Consider the following 15594-nt stretch of genomic DNA (forward strand, 5'->3'; position numbering starts at 1 on the left):
CCCTCGGTACGAATCAAGCAGCTCATCAAACGTAATGGTCACAGTTACCCCAGTGTGGTACGGAAATGTAAGAGGAAGCCTCCGGAGAAGCCTCCGTCTGATTGTATGCGGGAGTGGACGGAACCAGCGGATTACTGAACCCATGGACTACGGACCCGCGGCGACGCCGTAGGAGTCAGTCTTCCTCACCAGCCACAAACCCCTCACCATAACGGTCCTGCAGCACCGCTCGGTCCCGACGGGCCGCCTTCAGCTTGACCGCGCTTACCCCGAGCTCCTCCGCCGCCTCGGCAAGACCGAGGCCGTCCAGTTCAGGTAGGCGAGCCTTGCGAACAAGCTCAAGCCGCACAGGGTCGCTCGGCGGCGCATCGTAGAACTTCCCGTCTTTCAACAAGATCTTGACTACTTCCCAGGTGACGCCAAGGGCTGAGGCAATCTCCTTGCGTGTCCTGCCAGCCGCCTGCATCCTGCCGACGAGGCGGCACCGGGCCACTCGGTCGTTGCGAACTGCGTCGTTGTAGGTGTTTTGTGGCGGCGCGCCCGCGGCGCGCAAGACCTCTCGGACCTTGGACACGGGGTGTCCGATCTTGGCCGCAATGGCGCCGACGCTCTGGCCAGTGCGTTCATGCTCTTCCAGCACCATCATCCGCAAGTCCTCCTCCGCGGCAACGCGCTCGGCTTCAGCAGCCGCTTTCTCCGCCTCGGTCATGCCTTCCATGTACTCGCGGTAAAGCTTGCTGGCCAACCCCGTCGAGCAGTCCAACTCAGCCGCGATTAAACCAAACGTCAGCTTGCCCTCGGTGCGCAGTCGGTACGCCTCAGCACGCTGTTTCGCCCGAAGTCTCTGCGTCTCCTCCCACTGCCTCGCAGCTCGCTCCCTGCGTAGCGTACTCATCCATGGCAAGAAAATCGTCACTCTCGGCTGCTCAACATTCTCGATCAAACCATGAGCAAAGACGCCTTGGCCGGCTTCGTTCTTTTTGATCACGTAGCACTGCCACTCCTCGGCTATCCCAGCGCCTACATAACCGATACGCACGCCACCTACCAGCAATGCCATGGCCTCTGCATGGTGCGGGTTCCCTGGCTCTCGGACCATTTCCACTTCGACTTCTTGGCCAGCCTCCAACCCTACGAAGCCTTTCGGGTTGAACTGCGACCCGCGTACGAAGTGGTTGTCGAATCGTTCATCGTTTCGCGGATCCGGTATAAGGTAGCGGCCGGGCGGTCGGACATATTCGTCAGGCAGCGGATCGTATGTCTCACCCATTGCTTCTCCTCCCCCGCCGCCACCCAGGCACCGCCTGATCCAGCTCTTCTCTGCGCCATTCCACCAACTTCTCGTGCTTCGCCCTATCGTTGGCCGTCACGAGCCACAGGCCGAGTGCATGTTCTTCCGTGCCAGCTTCCGCCTCCAACCGCCTGTGATTCGGCCGCCGGCCATGCTCCGAAACAAACGCTACGACATCTGCCAATCGCTCCCGCCAGTGCGCATCAAGCGCCCGCTCGCGATCGCTCACCACCCACGCCCCAAGTCAATCAAGCTCTCGCATCTGCTCCCACGAGATCGTCTGCGCCACAAGCGCATGTCGCTGTTCGCAAAGAAATGCGTACAGCTTTTGCTCCCGGGGCACAGGTCCGTGAAGCTGTGGATAGCGGCCGTGAGTGGCGATGAAGGTGCGCGCTTCTTGCAGGCGGCTGCGCCAGATACGTGAGGGGCCCTTGGGCGCTGCTGCGCGGGCCTTTGCAAGGCTAGGATCCATCGCCCGCCTGACTTCAAGGTGACGGTGAACCGTGCCCACGCGCACGCCAGTCTGTTCGGCGATGACTGGCACCGGGGTGCCGGCTGCGTAGAGCTGATCCCAATCAGGGTGTGCCGACAGCCGCGGATCTTCTTCGAACAATCTGTACCCCTCCCACCGTTCATACCCCGCCGTTGACACAGAAGCCTATCCCCGGCCCACACTCCCCGATACCCCTAGACGCCAAAAACCCCACGACCCGTGGGGATCGTGGGGCTGGGGGCATCGGGGTCAGTGCGTTCTGGCGCTGACTGCATGCTCAGCGACGGCGAAGAGAGTGACACCCTCGCCACTCTCCGATCGAGCGGGCCGAATTCAGTGTCGCGTCCATGCCACCCCGCCGCCTTTCGTTTTCAAAAACTCACATGTCCCGAAGCATCTGGAGTGCAGCGATTTTCTGCTCTAGCGGCTGCAAGATCCTGGCCCGACCGGCCACTTGGCCCATAACCCCATACCTTGAAAGTTGGAAAGCCAATTCTGTCGCAACAGCTTCCATCGCCTGGAGAAATTCGATTTGTGTCTCTAGCGACGAGGAGGGTTGCCAGTACCGCTCACCCCGCATGATCAACGCCGCTGCAGCGAACACTTTCACTTGTGGATGGCGTTCTTGCCCATTTTCATCAGTTCCATCTGTTTCTAAGTCTAAGTTCATACGCCCCATGTGTGCGGCTCACCTCTCCGCCCACCACTACCACCACTCCCCTGCCCGCTACGCTCTCAACGCCACTCTCCGCACACATGAAGCTCAACCGAAACGTTTGTTAAGAGAAAAGAGATCAGTGAGGGAAATGTCCAAGCCAATATTCACGACCCACTACCAACGGTGGCAGAAGCGCCCCTATTACGTGCCTGACCGGTTGCCAGTGTTGCCGGCCGAGCTGGCCCTGCGCAAGACGACAGTGCCACTTCGGTTGAACGGGCACCTTGCCGACCGGGGGCGTGTGTTTGATCTTGCTGATCTTCACGAACGCGGGGAAGTGTACGCCGACGTGATCGTGGAGGGGGAGGCTGCAGACATCTTGGCCTACATCGACGGCGCGTCGCTGGTCGAGATCTGGGACACCCATCTGATTCTGCCGTGGGACGTCGCGGCCGTGTGGAAGCCGCTGATCGACGATTGGAGGGAGAATAACTAATGCGTCCCACGATCCCCGTACCTAGCACCGACGCCGCCCTGGTACGCGTGCTACTGCGCCACCTACCTGTTTCCCTCATCGCCAATCTTGGCGGTTACGAAACCCACCAAGTTGAGCGATGCGCCGCCCTGGTTACTCCCCTGGCCGCACCGCTGAACGCTGACCGTGACGACGACCGGGCCCATGCGCGGCAGAGGCTAGGAGGCGACCCGCCTCGGTTGCGGCTCGCTGCCCCTTGGCTAATGCGGCTCCGAGTAATCTACGAAGCGGTCGAGCTGGTAAGCGCTGGTGGCCGGGACGCGGAGTCGTGGCTACGGTCAGATCCATCACTGGCAGCATTCGGTTGTGATGATTCTCCGCTTTCACTATTACGCTGGCCGCCACTCAAGGACGCAGCCAAAATGGTGTTGAAGGCTGCGCGGCTGGTGTCTGGCGGCGACTTCGAACCGATGCAGTGGCCGACGCGGACCCTTGTCACTCTTGACGTGGACGGCGTGCTTTTGCCAATGCAAGAATGGGCGGCCGAGATCCGGGTCGAAGATTTTGAAGAGCTCACTTTTTGGCAACCGCCGTTGGCCAAGCCCGGAACTTTCTATGTGGATCCGGAAGCGCTCGCGGCCGTCCGGCGATGGTGTGATCTACCGGATGCGGATGTGCAGTGGCACACTAGTTGGCAAGAATTTGTTCACTTGCTCGCGCCGGCGCTTGGTCTACCTCCGCTACCGCTGTTCGATTACCGCACGAATTTTGACGTCTACCGAAATCGTCCTTGGAAGCATTTTGCTCTCGACGTTTTCGCCGGCGACATCCCCGGGGTCAGGTGTGGCGGATACTCGCAATTGACGATCGCGACTTGAAGAGTACCGGCTCAAATCTTCGACGCTACCGTTCAAGGAAACTCCCGGCCTCTTTGGTCCTAGAGCCAAAAAGTCATGAGGGGCTTGGTCCGCTTCTCGCCAAAGCCGAGGCCTTCATAGCCGCCCGCTGACAAACATGTCCCGGCTGTTTTGGTTGCCGGGACGTTACTCGGCCCGGTCACCTCGCAGCAACCGAGCAGGACCCGACTCGTCTTCGTGTCCGCTGCTTGGCTACGGGCAAATCGGACCCGGCTCGCCTTCGTGTGGTTCACCTGCCCGCTCATGCAACTGCATCAGATGAGCGGGCAGTGTCGTCTTCAAGTTGAACTAGCCGGCCCCTAACCGACGGCCGTCCGGCGACACTTCGGGCTTAGCACCACGGCTCCATGGGCTGGGCGAAGGCGGCCCACTCTTGGATCGCTTCACGTAGCGCACCCGAGCCGCGGGAGTAACCCACGATCAAACTCCCGACCGCCTCCCGGTGAGCGCCAGGCGAACGTTCGCGCACCTCCACTAGCCACGGGCAGGCATGTTCTAGTGCGCCGAGTATGCCAGGTAGTTGTGCCAGGGTCGCGGTCACAACTCCCACCTGTTCTTCGATTTCATTGTCGCCAATGTCTGACATCGAGCCTCCTCCGTTTGTGATTGTTCCCGTGCTCCATGTGTACGGACAGGACAACCGGCATATCGGCGCATGATGGCTTGTGTCCCCTCGTCTACCGAAAGTAGGGCCCGATGCAAACGCCAATGACCCTCGAAGAAAAGATGGCCTCTACCCGCGCGGGGCTGTCCGCCATAAAGCTCCTGACCGGCGATGAAAAGTTCGCAGCAGCAAAAACACTCATGGCCGAAATCGCCGCCGACCGTGCCATCTCTCCGGCGCAGTTGTCTGAACTCGCCAGACCTGCCCGCCCGAAGTTGGTCGACGCCCAGGCCGCGTTGCGTGAGCTCGTGTGGCAGCTCTACCTTGACGCCGGCCTTGAGGCCGATCTGGTCGAGTGGCTTGAAGACATTGCAGCGATGGAGGGTCTGCCGAGGCCAGTTAGCCGGCCAATGTTCACTGACGAAAATGTGGTGATGGCCTCCGAGCTCTTGGTGGCTTTGCGGATCGGCGATCATCCCTGGCTGCGAAATAGCGATGAGCAGAATATGGAAAGTCCCGTGTGGGAAAAGGGTTTCGAGTGCCCGCCAGGGGTTGTGATCCAGCAGATGGGTGCGCCCCTGCGCACGCGGCTTATCGGAGCCACCGGTATAGGCCGAGGGATGTGGCCGGCGAGGTCGCGTCTGTTTCCGTTCACAGACCCTCAGCTGCAAAGTTGGATCCTCCCGGCCGAGGTGGACGCGTATTTTGCGGACCACAATTTTTGAAAGGGAAGGCGGCGGAAACGGCGCAAGTTACCACTGCATTCCGTCGCCCGCGTGAAAAAGTTGGCTGTCCGTTTTCGCGTAGTTGGCGTTTTTCAAAATAGCGGCCACCGAACAAGTGACCTGCCGCTGGGTGAAGCCCAGGACCCAGGATAAAGGGCGCTCAGGAATCTAGATATTTGTGGTAAATCGCCCTTAACACGGGAAGCCGTGTATCGCGCCCCCGGGGCCCGCTTTTCCCTCTACAGAAACCGCGCCTCTCCGACAAACTGCTACCCTCATTTTCCCGCCAACACTGCTACGCATCCAGACCTCACACCGTCAACCGACAATGTGGCCGAAGTGCGCGACCTAGTGAGGCGCCAGCCGAGCGGGATGGTGTGGCGGATCGTGATGGTTGGTGCATCGCCTGCAGCGGGTGGACCTGCGCGCCGCAGGCGATGAGTCGGTGCCAACGGAGATGTGGTGTCAGAGAAAAGGATGTGGCAGGTGAATCGGGAACGGCGTCACTTCCAGCGTCGCTAAATCGAGGTTGATCGTATTGTCCGGGTAGCGATTCATATCCAGGACGTGGACGGTGGCCCGAGTGTTTTCAAATCGTTGGGAGATGCGTTGGTGCCAGTGCCCACTGAACACGTGTAGCGGGTTCACATTCCGCACAGCGTCCGCCACAAGCGGGCGCTGTTGGTACGTCTCATGTGCAAGCTCTTCACCAAGCGGGTAGATCAAACCTGATTCAACTTTGATGCCAGCGGCCACTTCATGGGTGATCAAAATATCCACGGGCTCTTTTCCAAGCCTAGACAGATTTTCGGCGGTGATTGCTTCCTCTGGCCAAAACGTCCGACCCTCCACTCTCATGGATTTATCGATTGAGACTGCGCCGCCAAATGACGCGAAGCGCTTACCTCCCAGCGTGAAGCGATGCCCGCGCGGTGAGTAGAGAAGCTGGGAGGAGATCACTCCGAAGCCGTCTTCGTTAAGTGGCAGTTGGCGGAGCCGCGGGTGTACGTCATGATTCCCGTCCGCGAAGATCAAAATAATCCCGGATTTCTTTAGCCACCTCTTCAAAAGCCGAGTGAAGCGGTCCTCTGTTTTCGGTCCGCCTCCACTGGGCCAGAGCACGCCAAGGTCACCTGCGTGGATGATGGTTCTGTAGCCAACCTTGGCGGCTTCCCGAATCACGCGCTCTGCCCATTCGGCATCAGCATGCCAGTCGCCAGCCACCAGGATTGTGTTTTCGATGTCGATTTTTTCCATGTCCTCCATGTGTGCGGACTCTACCTCACGGTTCGCTGCAACTGACACCGCCGCATTGGCAGCCACGTCGCCTCCGTCCAGTTCACCTCTCTGCTCTCCGACAAGCCAGGCATCTTGGCCCTGTTCTCTCCGCGTTGCCGAGAAGTTCACCTACGTGCTGCCAACGTCAACCGGTTCGGCGTCGGCTCGTTCGCCTACGCGCTGTACTTCACTCCCCTGACACCGGTCGCGTTGCACAGCGCAGCGTCCTAGTAAGCGCTGCGCGCGGCGGGAGGGTCACTATGGAAGTCAAGTGGGTTGGCGGACGCAGAGAGCGCGGGAAAGAAAACGGCAGTGAGTTTTTTGCTGGACCGCGAACAGCAAGACCGCATAGCGCAGCGGGGAGCCGGCGAGTTGCAAGAAGATGTCTATGAGGGGGACGTGGGCGCGCAACGGCCGAAGAAGGCGGATCGGAAAACGGAGAGATGACTCGATCAGCAAAACATGAGAGGCGCGCCAGCGCCGACCTTGCTCACTCTTTAACATGCCCGACGTTCACGCCGCTCAAAACTTTCTCTTGTCTCGTCTTGTCACCTTGCCCACCATACTCTTTTCACCGCCACACTCACGGCCACGACTATCGCCGGCCCAACACCGTGCCAGCACGGAGAGGGCCCGCATCCGCACACATGGACTCAGACGCAGCCGGCGCCCGGTCAGCTGCACGATCTTAGGAGTTTCCTGATGCCCACCGAGCGCGAAGCCGTTCACGAATACCTGCGACTTGAATTTCACCTGGCTTCGGGTTTTATAATTCCCGAGAATCTGTGCTCGGACTGCGCGCGCCAGCTGTACTCGGTATTCACTAACCTGGAACGCTTGGAGGATCTACTCGATGAGCCAGTGCACGTTTGCCGGCATCACCTGACAGCGATCACAATTCTGAATACGAGGATGTGGGGGCCTAGCGAGCTCGTAACTGTAATCGGTGAAGACCTGGCCACCTACGGTTGGGATGGAACGCCTGGGATAGACCATGCAACGGGCTAGCCGCAAAAAATCGGAGGTGAGCCGTGAGGCTTCATGAATACCTTCACGAAGAATTGTCCAGGCTGCCTGTCCGGTTCAACCGCGCATTTGAATCCGGCGGTGAAGCGGGGGCGTTGGTCTACCTGCGCAAGCAACTCTCGATGCTGGAGCTTGTGCTCGGCGGCGATGCACCCCCGGCGTGGTTTGATCCACCGGGCTCCGTTGGCGATGAGCGATGGGACGCGCTGATCAATTCCGCGATATTGGACGTCCTCGTGGGCGCGTGGCTACCGACCCAGCCGTTACCGCAGCCGTGGTTCCCATATGCCGAAGTCGGAGAGGAGAGAGCGCCTGTCATCGCAGCAACCCCGCTAGCGCTAGCACCTGCCAACATCTTCATTCGCCGCGAAGATCTCCGTTGGCAACGTCCGACTTCGGCGCCGAGAGAATAATCCGCGTCCACATGCCGCACGCCCATGGGACCTGCCAGCTCTCCGAATAGCTTGCATGCCGATTCGTTCCATGGGCCGGTGTCCACTCCGACTCCGTAGCGGTCACCCGCTCCGCCAGCCGCAATGCCTACCGATTCGTTTCCCTGGCCGCCAGCGGTGAGGCGGCGGTGTCAACGAAGGCGATGCGTCGTACTTGAAACGTGGGCTCGCTGGCAAATATTTGGCGCAGGCCGAAAGTATCCAGCGACACATGGGCATGTAGTGGTGCATAAAAGTTGGAAGCCCCTTGGCGAACGTGGCCGGGGTGCTACTTTTTTGTTGACATACTTCCCTCCTGGAATTTAGCTCCGAATTCTTCAAGAAGCTTGGGCGTGATTCCCGCGCCGCGCAGGTCCTACCGCCCGCTACCACGGAGCCCGGCTTTCACCGCCACGCTCTTGCAATCGTGGACCGGTGCTCGCGGCCCAGAGAACAAACAATGCTCTCCCCTGGAGGCGTACCAACCGATCCGCTTGAAGACCCCTCCACCGCGCCGATAGTGTGACGTTATGACCACCAACCAGAACACCGCCCCCGCAGGCAAAGTGTTACCAAAGTGTTTATTTGAAGCAGTTCCGGGCAAGAAAATACCCCTCCGACCGGGCGTAATGCCTAGTCAGAGGGGTGTTGGGGTGGAGCTAAGGAGATTCGAACTCCTGACCTCTTCGATGCGAACGAAGCGCGCTACCAACTGCGCCATAGCCCCATGCCGGGTCCAGTAAGACCGCTGATCCCGACATTTTCCACACTAAACCCGGAATGCCCTGCAGCGCAAAAAATGAAGGTCGGGCCTCCCTGCATGACAAAAGTCTGCAGGAAACCCGCCCCTGGCGTCGATGGAAGCTACTTGCGCCAGTACTTGTTGGCTGCGGCGACAGTGGCAAACTCAATGGCAACCACATGGGCGGCCATGGTCAGGGAATCAGGACTGTTGGCATAGTCGGGGCGCAGCGCCTTACGTACATCGGCATCCGGCTGGATCGCCCCGATGCTCTTGCGTGCCAGCGTCATGGCAAGCTGCCTGCCCTCTTCAGGAGTTGCCGTAATCAAGGTGCCGCCAGGAATGAGTTCCATGAGTTTCCGCCTCCAAATGCGAAGTATTGCCACGAACTTTCAGCCTACTATATTTATTCGGTTAAAACCGTGAATAATATTTCATGTCCAGCCACGCGAACATGCCGGTGGGAAGATGCAGATATGCCCATCAAGGCGAAATCCATCAGCCACATCCGGCTGACGGTCCCCGGCATTCGACGTGACCGTTCGTTCTATGAGGCACTCCTTAAATTGGCCGGTTGCCGTTGAAATGCCGGAAGGGACGCCACCGGAAACACGAGGCCGCTCCGGACTCCTGTTCGGCGGCGTCATTTACACCATGGGCCACTCGCTTTTGGGCCTTCGACCGGTCTCCTCCGACCGTTTTGCTGAGGACCGCACAGGCCTGGATCACCTCAGCCTGGCCGTGGCCGCCAAGGCGGATCTGACGGCGGCGGCGAAGCTCCTTGATGAGCTCAACGTCAGGCACGGCGGACCCAAGAACATTGGAGACGGCTGGATTTTGGAATTCCGCGCCCCAGACAACATCGCCCTGGAAGCGTTCGCACCGAAGGAAGGCCCGGTCCCTGGTTTCAACGGCGGCCTGTTACTTCTCCGCGAGCCAGTCGCTGAATGTCTCGGTGCCAACGGCTGCATCAGGAACCAGGTTCTTTCCGGCCCGCAGGAAAGCGCCGAAGGATCCCGGCAGCGGAAGGGCCGTCACCAGCGCCTTGCTGCCCGTGGCCAACTTCCACGCATTCGCCATCTCGTGCATGCCTTGGACGGCAGGCCCTCCCGCACGGACACTGGACTTCTCCTGCCCGCCGTGCAGCGCCTGCGCCACAAGCACAGCCGCCAGATCCGCCGTCGAAATTGTCTGGAAAGAGACGCCCTTGAACGCGGGGATGATCCCCACCTTGGCGCCAGCGGCAAAGATTCCGCCCACGAGGTTGTGGAACTGCGTTGCGTAGACAACCGAGGTGGCCAGGCCCGACTGCTCGTAGCTCAGGGCCCGCGCCGCCTGCGCCTGGTAATAGCCCATGCGACACTCCCCCGCACGAACAATCGTGAGCAAGACACACCGCTGCACGCCGGCCCGGTCCGCGGCGGCCAACGTGGCCACCGACATGACGGGCAGCGCCTGGAGCGCCGCCCCGGCGCGGGCATCCATGGCTTCAACCAGCGCATCCACGCCCTTCAAGGCAGCATCGACCCCAGCACCGGTGCGGAGGTCTGCCTGCACATAGTCGGCACCTGCCACCCTCTTGTCAGCCGGCGGCAGGTGCCGGCTCAAGGAACGCACCTGGTGACCGGCTGCCACGGCATGCGCCACGACCGCACGGCCGGCAAGACCTGTTCCGCCAACTACTGCAAGCAACGTCATGTCTTCCACAGTACGCCCGCCAAGACAGCAAAACAGCCGGGCCCAAGGGACCCGGCTGTTGCAGAAAAAAGTTAGGCGCGGCGGCGCTGGAGCACGTCGTCGAGGTTATTGAGGGCGTAGTTGCTGCGTTCCGATGGTGCGGCCTTGGCAATCTCACCAGCGGCGCCCGGGACATCCGGCACGGCCGCAACACCTGCAGACCCGGAGGCAACACCAACACCGGCCTGGTCGGCCCTGATCGAGGTGCCTGCGGACTTCGGCGCCATGGGAAGATTCAACGGTTTCTCCAGGGTCAGTGCCCTGGCCGCCTTGACGTAGCCGGGCATGGGAACCTCAACGGGCTCCCACGTCTCAGCCAACGTCTGGGTGTGCGCCAGCTTGGCATCGGCGGCGCCCTTGGCAGCGACCCGCATGGCCGCGGCACGCAGTTCCTCGGCCGTCAGCGGCTTGGCTGCCGGAGTCGGCTGGGCGCCCTCGGCGCCGTCAAAAAGTGTCGTTTCCTTCGGTTCCGCAGCGGGAGCCGCCGAATCCGTGGAAGCCTGGTCCGCCGTCGCACGTGCAGCAAGGCGGGCAGCACGGCGAATGGCTTGGTCGCGCATGGCCAAGCCTCGCAGAAGGACAATGACCGCAGCAAAAAGACACAAGGACATCAGCGGAAGCGTAGCGGAGCCGATGGCAATGACGCTCAATGCCCCGGAAATACCGGCCGTCAGCAGCGCCAGGAGGCCTACAAGGGCAATCGCCGTCCGACCCCACCGAATTTTCAACGGCTGCCCGGCTGGGGGCGCGAGGGTAGAAGGTGCCGGCTCCACATGGATGTGGGCGTCGGAAGTGCTGCTTTCCATTGACGTCTCCTGCGAGTGCTGGATTGGGTGGACTGACTGCGCGTATCCAGCCACATTTCAACCCTAAAGGGGAAACATGTTGCGTCCGGCATTCTTGCCGGTGTGTCGCCTTTGGAGCGAAGAAAACCGTCATATTTGGCAGGTTCGACGTCGGATGGCCTCGCCTTCCGCTTCTGGGCCCACGCTTGCCAGGATCCCGGAAATCGCGCCAGCGATTTTTGGACCGGCAAGTGGGGACTAGCGGCGGGTGGCCAACCATCGGTCCAGAATCCCGCCGGGGACGTCCTCCGTGGTCAAGGCAAAGCTGCGGTGGTCGGCCCACCGGCCGTTGATGTGCAGGTATCGCGGGCGCAGGCCCTCATCGCGGAAGCCGAGTTTCTCGACCACGCGCAGGCTGGCGGTGTTCTCCGGGCGGATGTTGATTTCCATCCGGTGCAGCCCCAGCTGGCGAAGGCAATGGTCGGTGGCCATGGCGACGGCGGTGGGGGCGATGCCGCGCCCGGCCCGGCCTTGATCCACCCAATACCCCAGGGTGGCGGACATGGCCGAGCCCCACATGATGGAGGACACCGTCAGCTGGCCCACGATGGCCGGCTTGGGCTGGTTCGGCAGGCGTTCGGTAATGATGAACGGCAGCGCACTTCCCTCACGCGCCTGCTGGTTCAAGACCCGAACCATGCCACCGTAGGTGGGCAGCTGGCCCTGCCCCGCAGGGTTGGACGCCTCCCACGGCTCCAGCCAGGCCGCGTTGCGGGTGCGCACCCGCGTCCACTCCGCCTTGTCGCGAAGCTTGATGGGGCGCAGAAGCAAATCACCGCATTCTAGAGTCACCGGCCAGATGGCCTGCCCCCACACGACACTAGACCTTGAGGCTGGCGGTGAACTCGCCCAACCACTCGCGCAGGTCTGCGCCGAGCTCGTCATTTTCGCAGCCCAGGGTGACGACTGCCTTGAGGTAGCTGAGCTTGTCGCCGGTGTCGTAACGACGGCCGGAGAACACCACACCGTACACACCGCCGCCTTCGCCTTCCATGTTGGCCAGGGTCTGCAGGGCATCGGTGAGCTGAATTTCGTCGCCGCGTCCCGGAGGGGTGTTTTCAAGAACCTCAAACACTGCCGGGTGCAGGACGTAGCGGCCAATGACGGCCAGGTTTGACGGCGCTTCCTCCACCGAGGGCTTCTCCACCAGCTGGTTGATGCGGACATAGTTTTCGCCCTCGATGGCGCTCATGTCGGCACAGCCGTAGGAGGAGATCTTGTCCTGGGGCACCTCGATCAGCGCGATGACGGAGCCGCCGGTGCGTTCCTGCACCTCGATCATGGTGGTGAGCAGTTCATCGCGTTCATCGATCAGGTCATCGCCAAGCAGGACGGCGAACGGCTCGTCGCCCACGTGGGTCTTGGCGCGCAGCACTGCGTGGCCCAGGCCCTTGGGGTCGCCCTGGCGGACGTAATGAATCTCACCGAGTTCGGTGGCGTGCTGGATGGCGGCGAGACGCTCGGTGTCGCCCTTTGCCTCAAGCAGCTGCTCGGTCACGGGGACGCGGTCAAAGTGGTCTTCGAGGGCGCGCTTGTTGCGCCCGGTGATCATCAAAACATCGGTGAGGCCTGCGCTGACGGCTTCCTGCACCACATACTGGATGGCAGGCTTGTCAACGACGGGCAGCATTTCTTTGGGCATCGCCTTGGTTGCGGGCAGGAAACGCGTTCCCAAACCGGCTGCGGGGATAACCGCCTTGCGTACATGCTTTGCAGAAGTCATGCCCCAAGGGTATCTGATCGGGCGGACAAACCCGCGATATCGTTGCCTGTACAGCCACCATGCCCCTTGACAGGATGCCGTGCAGACAGGACGCCATGAACTCACTTAGCAAAACCGCATGGCGTGCGCGCCTGCGAGGACAGCGGGCCGCAGCCGTCGAAGCCTCACGGCAGCAGGCCGTGGCTGGCCTGACCCGCGTTGGGCTGGACTGGTTCAGGGCGCTTTTGGCTGCCAGGGAAGCGGACGACGGCGGACCGGCAGTATGTGCCTACATTTCCATGGGCAGCGAACCACCAACAGGGCCCCTCCTTGCCGCGCTGCATGCGGCCGGCTGCGCGGTCTACGTTCCGGTCTGCGAGCCCGGCTTTCAGCTGGGCTGGGTCCGCTGGTTCCCGGGCGTGGACATGGCCAGGAGCCGCTTTGCCCCCGTCCTGGAACCTGTTGGCGAGCGGTTTCCCTACACCCAGTTGGGCCAGGTCCTGGCGGTGCTTGTTCCGGCACTGGCAGTGGACGGATCGGGTACCCGGATGGGTCAAGGGGGCGGCTATTACGACAGGTTCCTGGCCGGGGTTGGCACTCCCCCGGCAGGGCCAACCGCCTTGGTTCCTGTGGCCGCCGTCGTGCATGTCAATGAAGTATTTGCGGCGGGGATGCTGCCGCGGGATCCCCTCGACATCCCGGTTGAGTTTGCGCTGACTCCCGGCGGAATGCAGCGACTGGGCACACCGGCGGCGCCATGACTGGGCGGGCGGGAATGAGCGGGCGCCAGAAGGCGTTTTAGCATACGGTGCTAGAATTGGCACTCGGGACCATGGACTGCCAGACCCCTTGGCGGCAGTCGCACGGTCCCCACGCATGTATCCAGGAGGAAACCCAGTGCCCACTTACGCTTACGCCTGCAAGGATTGCGGCCACGCCTTTGACATTCAGCAGTCATTCAGCGACGACTCCCTGACGGTTTGCCCGGAATGCCGGGGAGCCCTGCGTAAGAAGTTCAACTCGGTGGGCGTTGTGTTCAAGGGATCCGGCTTCTACCGCACAGATTCACGCGCGGCCTCCAGCTCCGTTCCCGCCGCCACCGGCACCACGGCCGCGCCGGCAGCTTCAGCGTCCGGTTCAACTGCCTCCAGCGGGGCGCCGGCAACATCGTCAGCATCAGCATCGTCAGAGAGCAAGTCCACCGCGTCGGCCGGTGCCTCGAAGTAGCTTTTACGCTGCTTTCATTCCCCCACAGCGTCAGCTGCTGAGGGTCTTGTCCACGAACTGCAAAAGACCCCTTTCGCCGGGCCTTGCGGGCCCATAGCGTGGGCTCATGAAGACTCGAGCAGCCACTCAGGGACCGCCCTCCTATCCGGGGCCGGCGTGGCGTTCGCAACTCTGGCCGGGCGGCTCTCCCCCGACCACACCAATGCAAAAACTGTCCCGTTGGACCGCCCGGCACAGGCGCTTCCTGGCCGCATTGCTGCTGTGCCTGGCTGCTGCCATTGCCGTCCAGCAGCTCACCCCGGCCAGTCCGCCGACCACCACAGTCATGGTGGCTGCTCGGGACTTGCCGGCCGGGCATCCCCTGGGCCAAGGCGATGTGTTGGCCACTTCTGTCAGTCCCCGCATGGTGCCCGACGGCGTATTGGTTCAGGCCGCAACCTGGAACGGTCGCCAGCTCTCTGGACCGCTCCGGCGCGGGGAGGTGCTGACAGACGCCTCACTGCTGGGCAGTGGTCTCTTGATTGGTGCTGCGTCCGGCAGCCAGGCCGTGCCCATCCGTCTCAGCGATCCCTCAACACTTGCCCTGTTGCGGCAGGGGCAGCTCGTCTCAGTAGTGCTCAGCACCAGCCTGGGGCTGGACGGGCCGACCACCAACGAGGTGCTTGCAGAGAACGTCCCAGTGCTCTGGACACCCGCCCTGGCCCAGAGCGGCGGGCTGCTGCCGGCGCAGGAAAATGAGGGAATACTGGTTGTCGCGGCCACACCCGCCCAGGCCGTTCAGCTGGCGGGAGCCATCAGTCGGGGGAAGGTCTTCCTGATCCTGTTGAATTGACGCACGACTGCCGGTGCAGCGGTCGTGGCGTGCTACCGCTCACGCGAGGTGTGAGGTGCACTGCCGGACACGCGAAGCCGATGCCCGCCTACTCAGCTCCTGGCAGCCTTCATCTCGGCGAAGAATTTGTTCGGTTCAGGCAGGTAGCACAGCGCCGTGGCCAAGCCGCCCAAAACTAGTTGGGCCACCGTCGTCAGTCCCAAGGGAAAGGCGATACCGATCAGCTGAACACACGTCAGCGCCGCCAAAACGCCGACGGCAACCCGGGCCCAGGAACGTCCCTTGTGCAGAAACCAGGCAAACAACAAGTAGGCGCACACAGTGGCTATCCCTGCCATGACCACGGTGATGACACCCATGTTTCTGGCACCCTCAAGGCTGGGAACAATGCCTGTCGTGGCGTCCAAGTTTGTCTGAATGTCAGCCAGTCGATCGGGTGAAAGTGCATAAATCACTGCCACTATCGAGGCAACGACCTGCACGCAGGCAGCCAGGACCAGCAGTCGTGCAGCAAGCGTCACCAGCCGTGGAGCCGGCCGTTTGGTGGTGCCGGAGTTCTTGTCGACGAAGGCTCCCAGCCCGGGGATCTTTGGCGGAGTAGCCATTGTTGT

At 61.7% G+C, this 15594-nt stretch carries 17 protein-coding genes and 1 tRNA gene; 7 read left to right on the plus strand and 11 right to left on the minus strand.

Annotated features, from left to right (window positions below; all coding sequences use genetic code 11):
- Positions 1–175: 175 nt before the first annotated feature.
- The 3 genes from art_RS09540 to art_RS09555 form a co-directional block, all read right to left on the minus strand.
- On the minus strand, positions 176–1270 hold the full coding sequence (locus art_RS09540; protein ID WP_038464445.1) for a hypothetical protein: 1095 nt from the start codon (positions 1268–1270) through the stop codon (positions 176–178).
- Positions 1271–1535: 265 nt separating this feature from the next.
- Complete coding sequence (locus art_RS09550; protein WP_038464450.1) at positions 1536–1904, minus strand: hypothetical protein; 369 nt, start codon at positions 1902–1904, stop codon at positions 1536–1538.
- Positions 1905–2163: 259 nt separating this feature from the next.
- Entirely contained in the window at positions 2164–2454 is a 291-nt protein-coding gene (locus tag art_RS09555; protein WP_157875229.1) for a hypothetical protein, read from the minus strand.
- 136 nt (positions 2455–2590) lie between these two features.
- On the opposite strand from art_RS09555, the gene art_RS09560 reads away from it, so the two are divergent.
- The 3 genes from art_RS09560 (at position 2591) to art_RS09580 (ending at position 5163) form a co-directional block, all read left to right on the plus strand.
- Positions 2591–2938, plus strand: coding sequence for a hypothetical protein (locus tag art_RS09560; RefSeq protein WP_052136198.1), 348 nt, complete (start codon positions 2591–2593; stop codon positions 2936–2938).
- A 401-nt stretch (positions 2939–3339) separates the two neighbouring features.
- Positions 3340–3795: an HAD domain-containing protein gene (locus art_RS09565; RefSeq protein ID WP_038464459.1), complete on the plus strand. Its 456-nt coding sequence runs from the start codon at positions 3340–3342 to the stop codon at positions 3793–3795.
- Positions 3796–4542: 747 nt separating this feature from the next.
- Entirely contained in the window at positions 4543–5163 is a 621-nt protein-coding gene (locus art_RS09580; protein ID WP_038464468.1) for a hypothetical protein, read from the plus strand.
- A gap of 465 nt (positions 5164–5628) precedes the next feature.
- Here art_RS09580 and art_RS09585 read toward each other — a convergent pair whose 3' ends face one another.
- Positions 5629–6486, minus strand: a complete 858-nt coding sequence (locus tag art_RS09585) for a metallophosphoesterase (protein WP_038464471.1) — start codon at positions 6484–6486, stop codon at positions 5629–5631.
- 986 nt (positions 6487–7472) lie between these two features.
- On the opposite strand from art_RS09585, the gene art_RS22520 reads away from it, so the two are divergent.
- Entirely contained in the window at positions 7473–7880 is a 408-nt protein-coding gene (locus art_RS22520; RefSeq protein WP_162182050.1) for a hypothetical protein, read from the plus strand.
- Positions 7881–8552: 672 nt separating this feature from the next.
- Here art_RS22520 and art_RS09600 read toward each other — a convergent pair.
- The 6 genes from art_RS09600 to galU all read right to left on the minus strand — a co-directional run bounded on the left by art_RS09600 (position 8553) and on the right by galU (position 12945).
- Positions 8553–8625, minus strand: a tRNA-Ala gene (locus tag art_RS09600).
- A 137-nt stretch (positions 8626–8762) separates the two neighbouring features.
- Complete coding sequence (locus tag art_RS09605; protein WP_038464479.1) at positions 8763–8993, minus strand: hexameric tyrosine-coordinated heme protein; 231 nt, start codon at positions 8991–8993, stop codon at positions 8763–8765.
- Positions 8994–9561: 568 nt separating this feature from the next.
- Positions 9562–10338 carry an SDR family oxidoreductase gene (locus art_RS09615; protein ID WP_038464485.1) on the minus strand — a complete coding sequence of 259 codons (777 nt, stop codon included), beginning with the start codon at positions 10336–10338 and terminating at the stop codon, positions 9562–9564.
- Positions 10339–10409: 71 nt separating this feature from the next.
- Complete coding sequence (locus tag art_RS09620; RefSeq protein WP_052136201.1) at positions 10410–11183, minus strand: hypothetical protein; 774 nt, start codon at positions 11181–11183, stop codon at positions 10410–10412.
- A 237-nt stretch (positions 11184–11420) separates the two neighbouring features.
- Entirely contained in the window at positions 11421–12038 is a 618-nt protein-coding gene (locus tag art_RS09625) for a GNAT family N-acetyltransferase (RefSeq protein ID WP_038464488.1), read from the minus strand.
- Positions 12039–12042: 4 nt separating this feature from the next.
- Positions 12043–12945, minus strand: coding sequence for a UTP--glucose-1-phosphate uridylyltransferase GalU (gene galU / locus art_RS09630; RefSeq protein WP_038464491.1), 903 nt, complete (start codon positions 12943–12945; stop codon positions 12043–12045).
- A gap of 95 nt (positions 12946–13040) precedes the next feature.
- Between galU and art_RS09635 the strand changes: the two genes are divergently transcribed.
- The 3 genes from art_RS09635 (at position 13041) to art_RS09645 (ending at position 14983) form a co-directional block, all read left to right on the plus strand.
- The gene (locus tag art_RS09635) at positions 13041–13685 is read left to right on the plus strand and encodes a 5-formyltetrahydrofolate cyclo-ligase (RefSeq protein ID WP_038464494.1); all 645 of its coding nucleotides are present in this window, start codon (positions 13041–13043) and stop codon (positions 13683–13685) included.
- A gap of 136 nt (positions 13686–13821) precedes the next feature.
- Positions 13822–14151, plus strand: a complete 330-nt coding sequence (locus tag art_RS21645; RefSeq protein ID WP_082000222.1) for an FmdB family zinc ribbon protein — start codon at positions 13822–13824, stop codon at positions 14149–14151.
- Positions 14152–14257: 106 nt separating this feature from the next.
- Complete coding sequence (locus art_RS09645; RefSeq protein ID WP_253901547.1) at positions 14258–14983, plus strand: SAF domain-containing protein; 726 nt, start codon at positions 14258–14260, stop codon at positions 14981–14983.
- A gap of 92 nt (positions 14984–15075) precedes the next feature.
- Here the strand turns inward: art_RS09645 and art_RS09650 are convergent, their stop codons facing one another.
- On the minus strand, positions 15076–15588 hold the full coding sequence (locus art_RS09650) for a hypothetical protein (RefSeq protein WP_038464497.1): 513 nt from the start codon (positions 15586–15588) through the stop codon (positions 15076–15078).
- Between the last annotated feature and the right edge of the window lie 6 nt (positions 15589–15594).

This window comes from Arthrobacter sp. PAMC 25486 (genome assembly GCF_000785535.1).
Taxonomy (GTDB): domain Bacteria; phylum Actinomycetota; class Actinomycetes; order Actinomycetales; family Micrococcaceae; genus Specibacter.

Coding starts and splice junctions, on each gene's coding strand:
- art_RS09540 (WP_038464445.1), bottom strand. CDS start 1,270: ATGGGTGAGACATACGATCCGCTGCCTGACGAATATGTCCGACCGCCC.
- art_RS09555 (WP_157875229.1), bottom strand. CDS start 2,454: ATGAACTTAGACTTAGAAACAGATGGAACTGATGAAAATGGGCAAGAA.
- art_RS09560 (WP_052136198.1), top strand. CDS start 2,591: ATGTCCAAGCCAATATTCACGACCCACTACCAACGGTGGCAGAAGCGC.
- art_RS09565 (WP_038464459.1), top strand. CDS start 3,340: ATGGTGTTGAAGGCTGCGCGGCTGGTGTCTGGCGGCGACTTCGAACCG.
- art_RS09580 (WP_038464468.1), top strand. CDS start 4,543: ATGACCCTCGAAGAAAAGATGGCCTCTACCCGCGCGGGGCTGTCCGCC.
- art_RS09605 (WP_038464479.1), bottom strand. CDS start 8,993: ATGGAACTCATTCCTGGCGGCACCTTGATTACGGCAACTCCTGAAGAG.
- art_RS09615 (WP_038464485.1), bottom strand. CDS start 10,338: ATGACGTTGCTTGCAGTAGTTGGCGGAACAGGTCTTGCCGGCCGTGCG.
- art_RS09620 (WP_052136201.1), bottom strand. CDS start 11,183: ATGGAAAGCAGCACTTCCGACGCCCACATCCATGTGGAGCCGGCACCT.
- galU (WP_038464491.1), bottom strand. CDS start 12,945: ATGACTTCTGCAAAGCATGTACGCAAGGCGGTTATCCCCGCAGCCGGT.
- art_RS09635 (WP_038464494.1), top strand. CDS start 13,041: ATGAACTCACTTAGCAAAACCGCATGGCGTGCGCGCCTGCGAGGACAG.
- art_RS09645 (WP_253901547.1), top strand. CDS start 14,258: ATGAAGACTCGAGCAGCCACTCAGGGACCGCCCTCCTATCCGGGGCCG.
- art_RS09650 (WP_038464497.1), bottom strand. CDS start 15,588: ATGGCTACTCCGCCAAAGATCCCCGGGCTGGGAGCCTTCGTCGACAAG.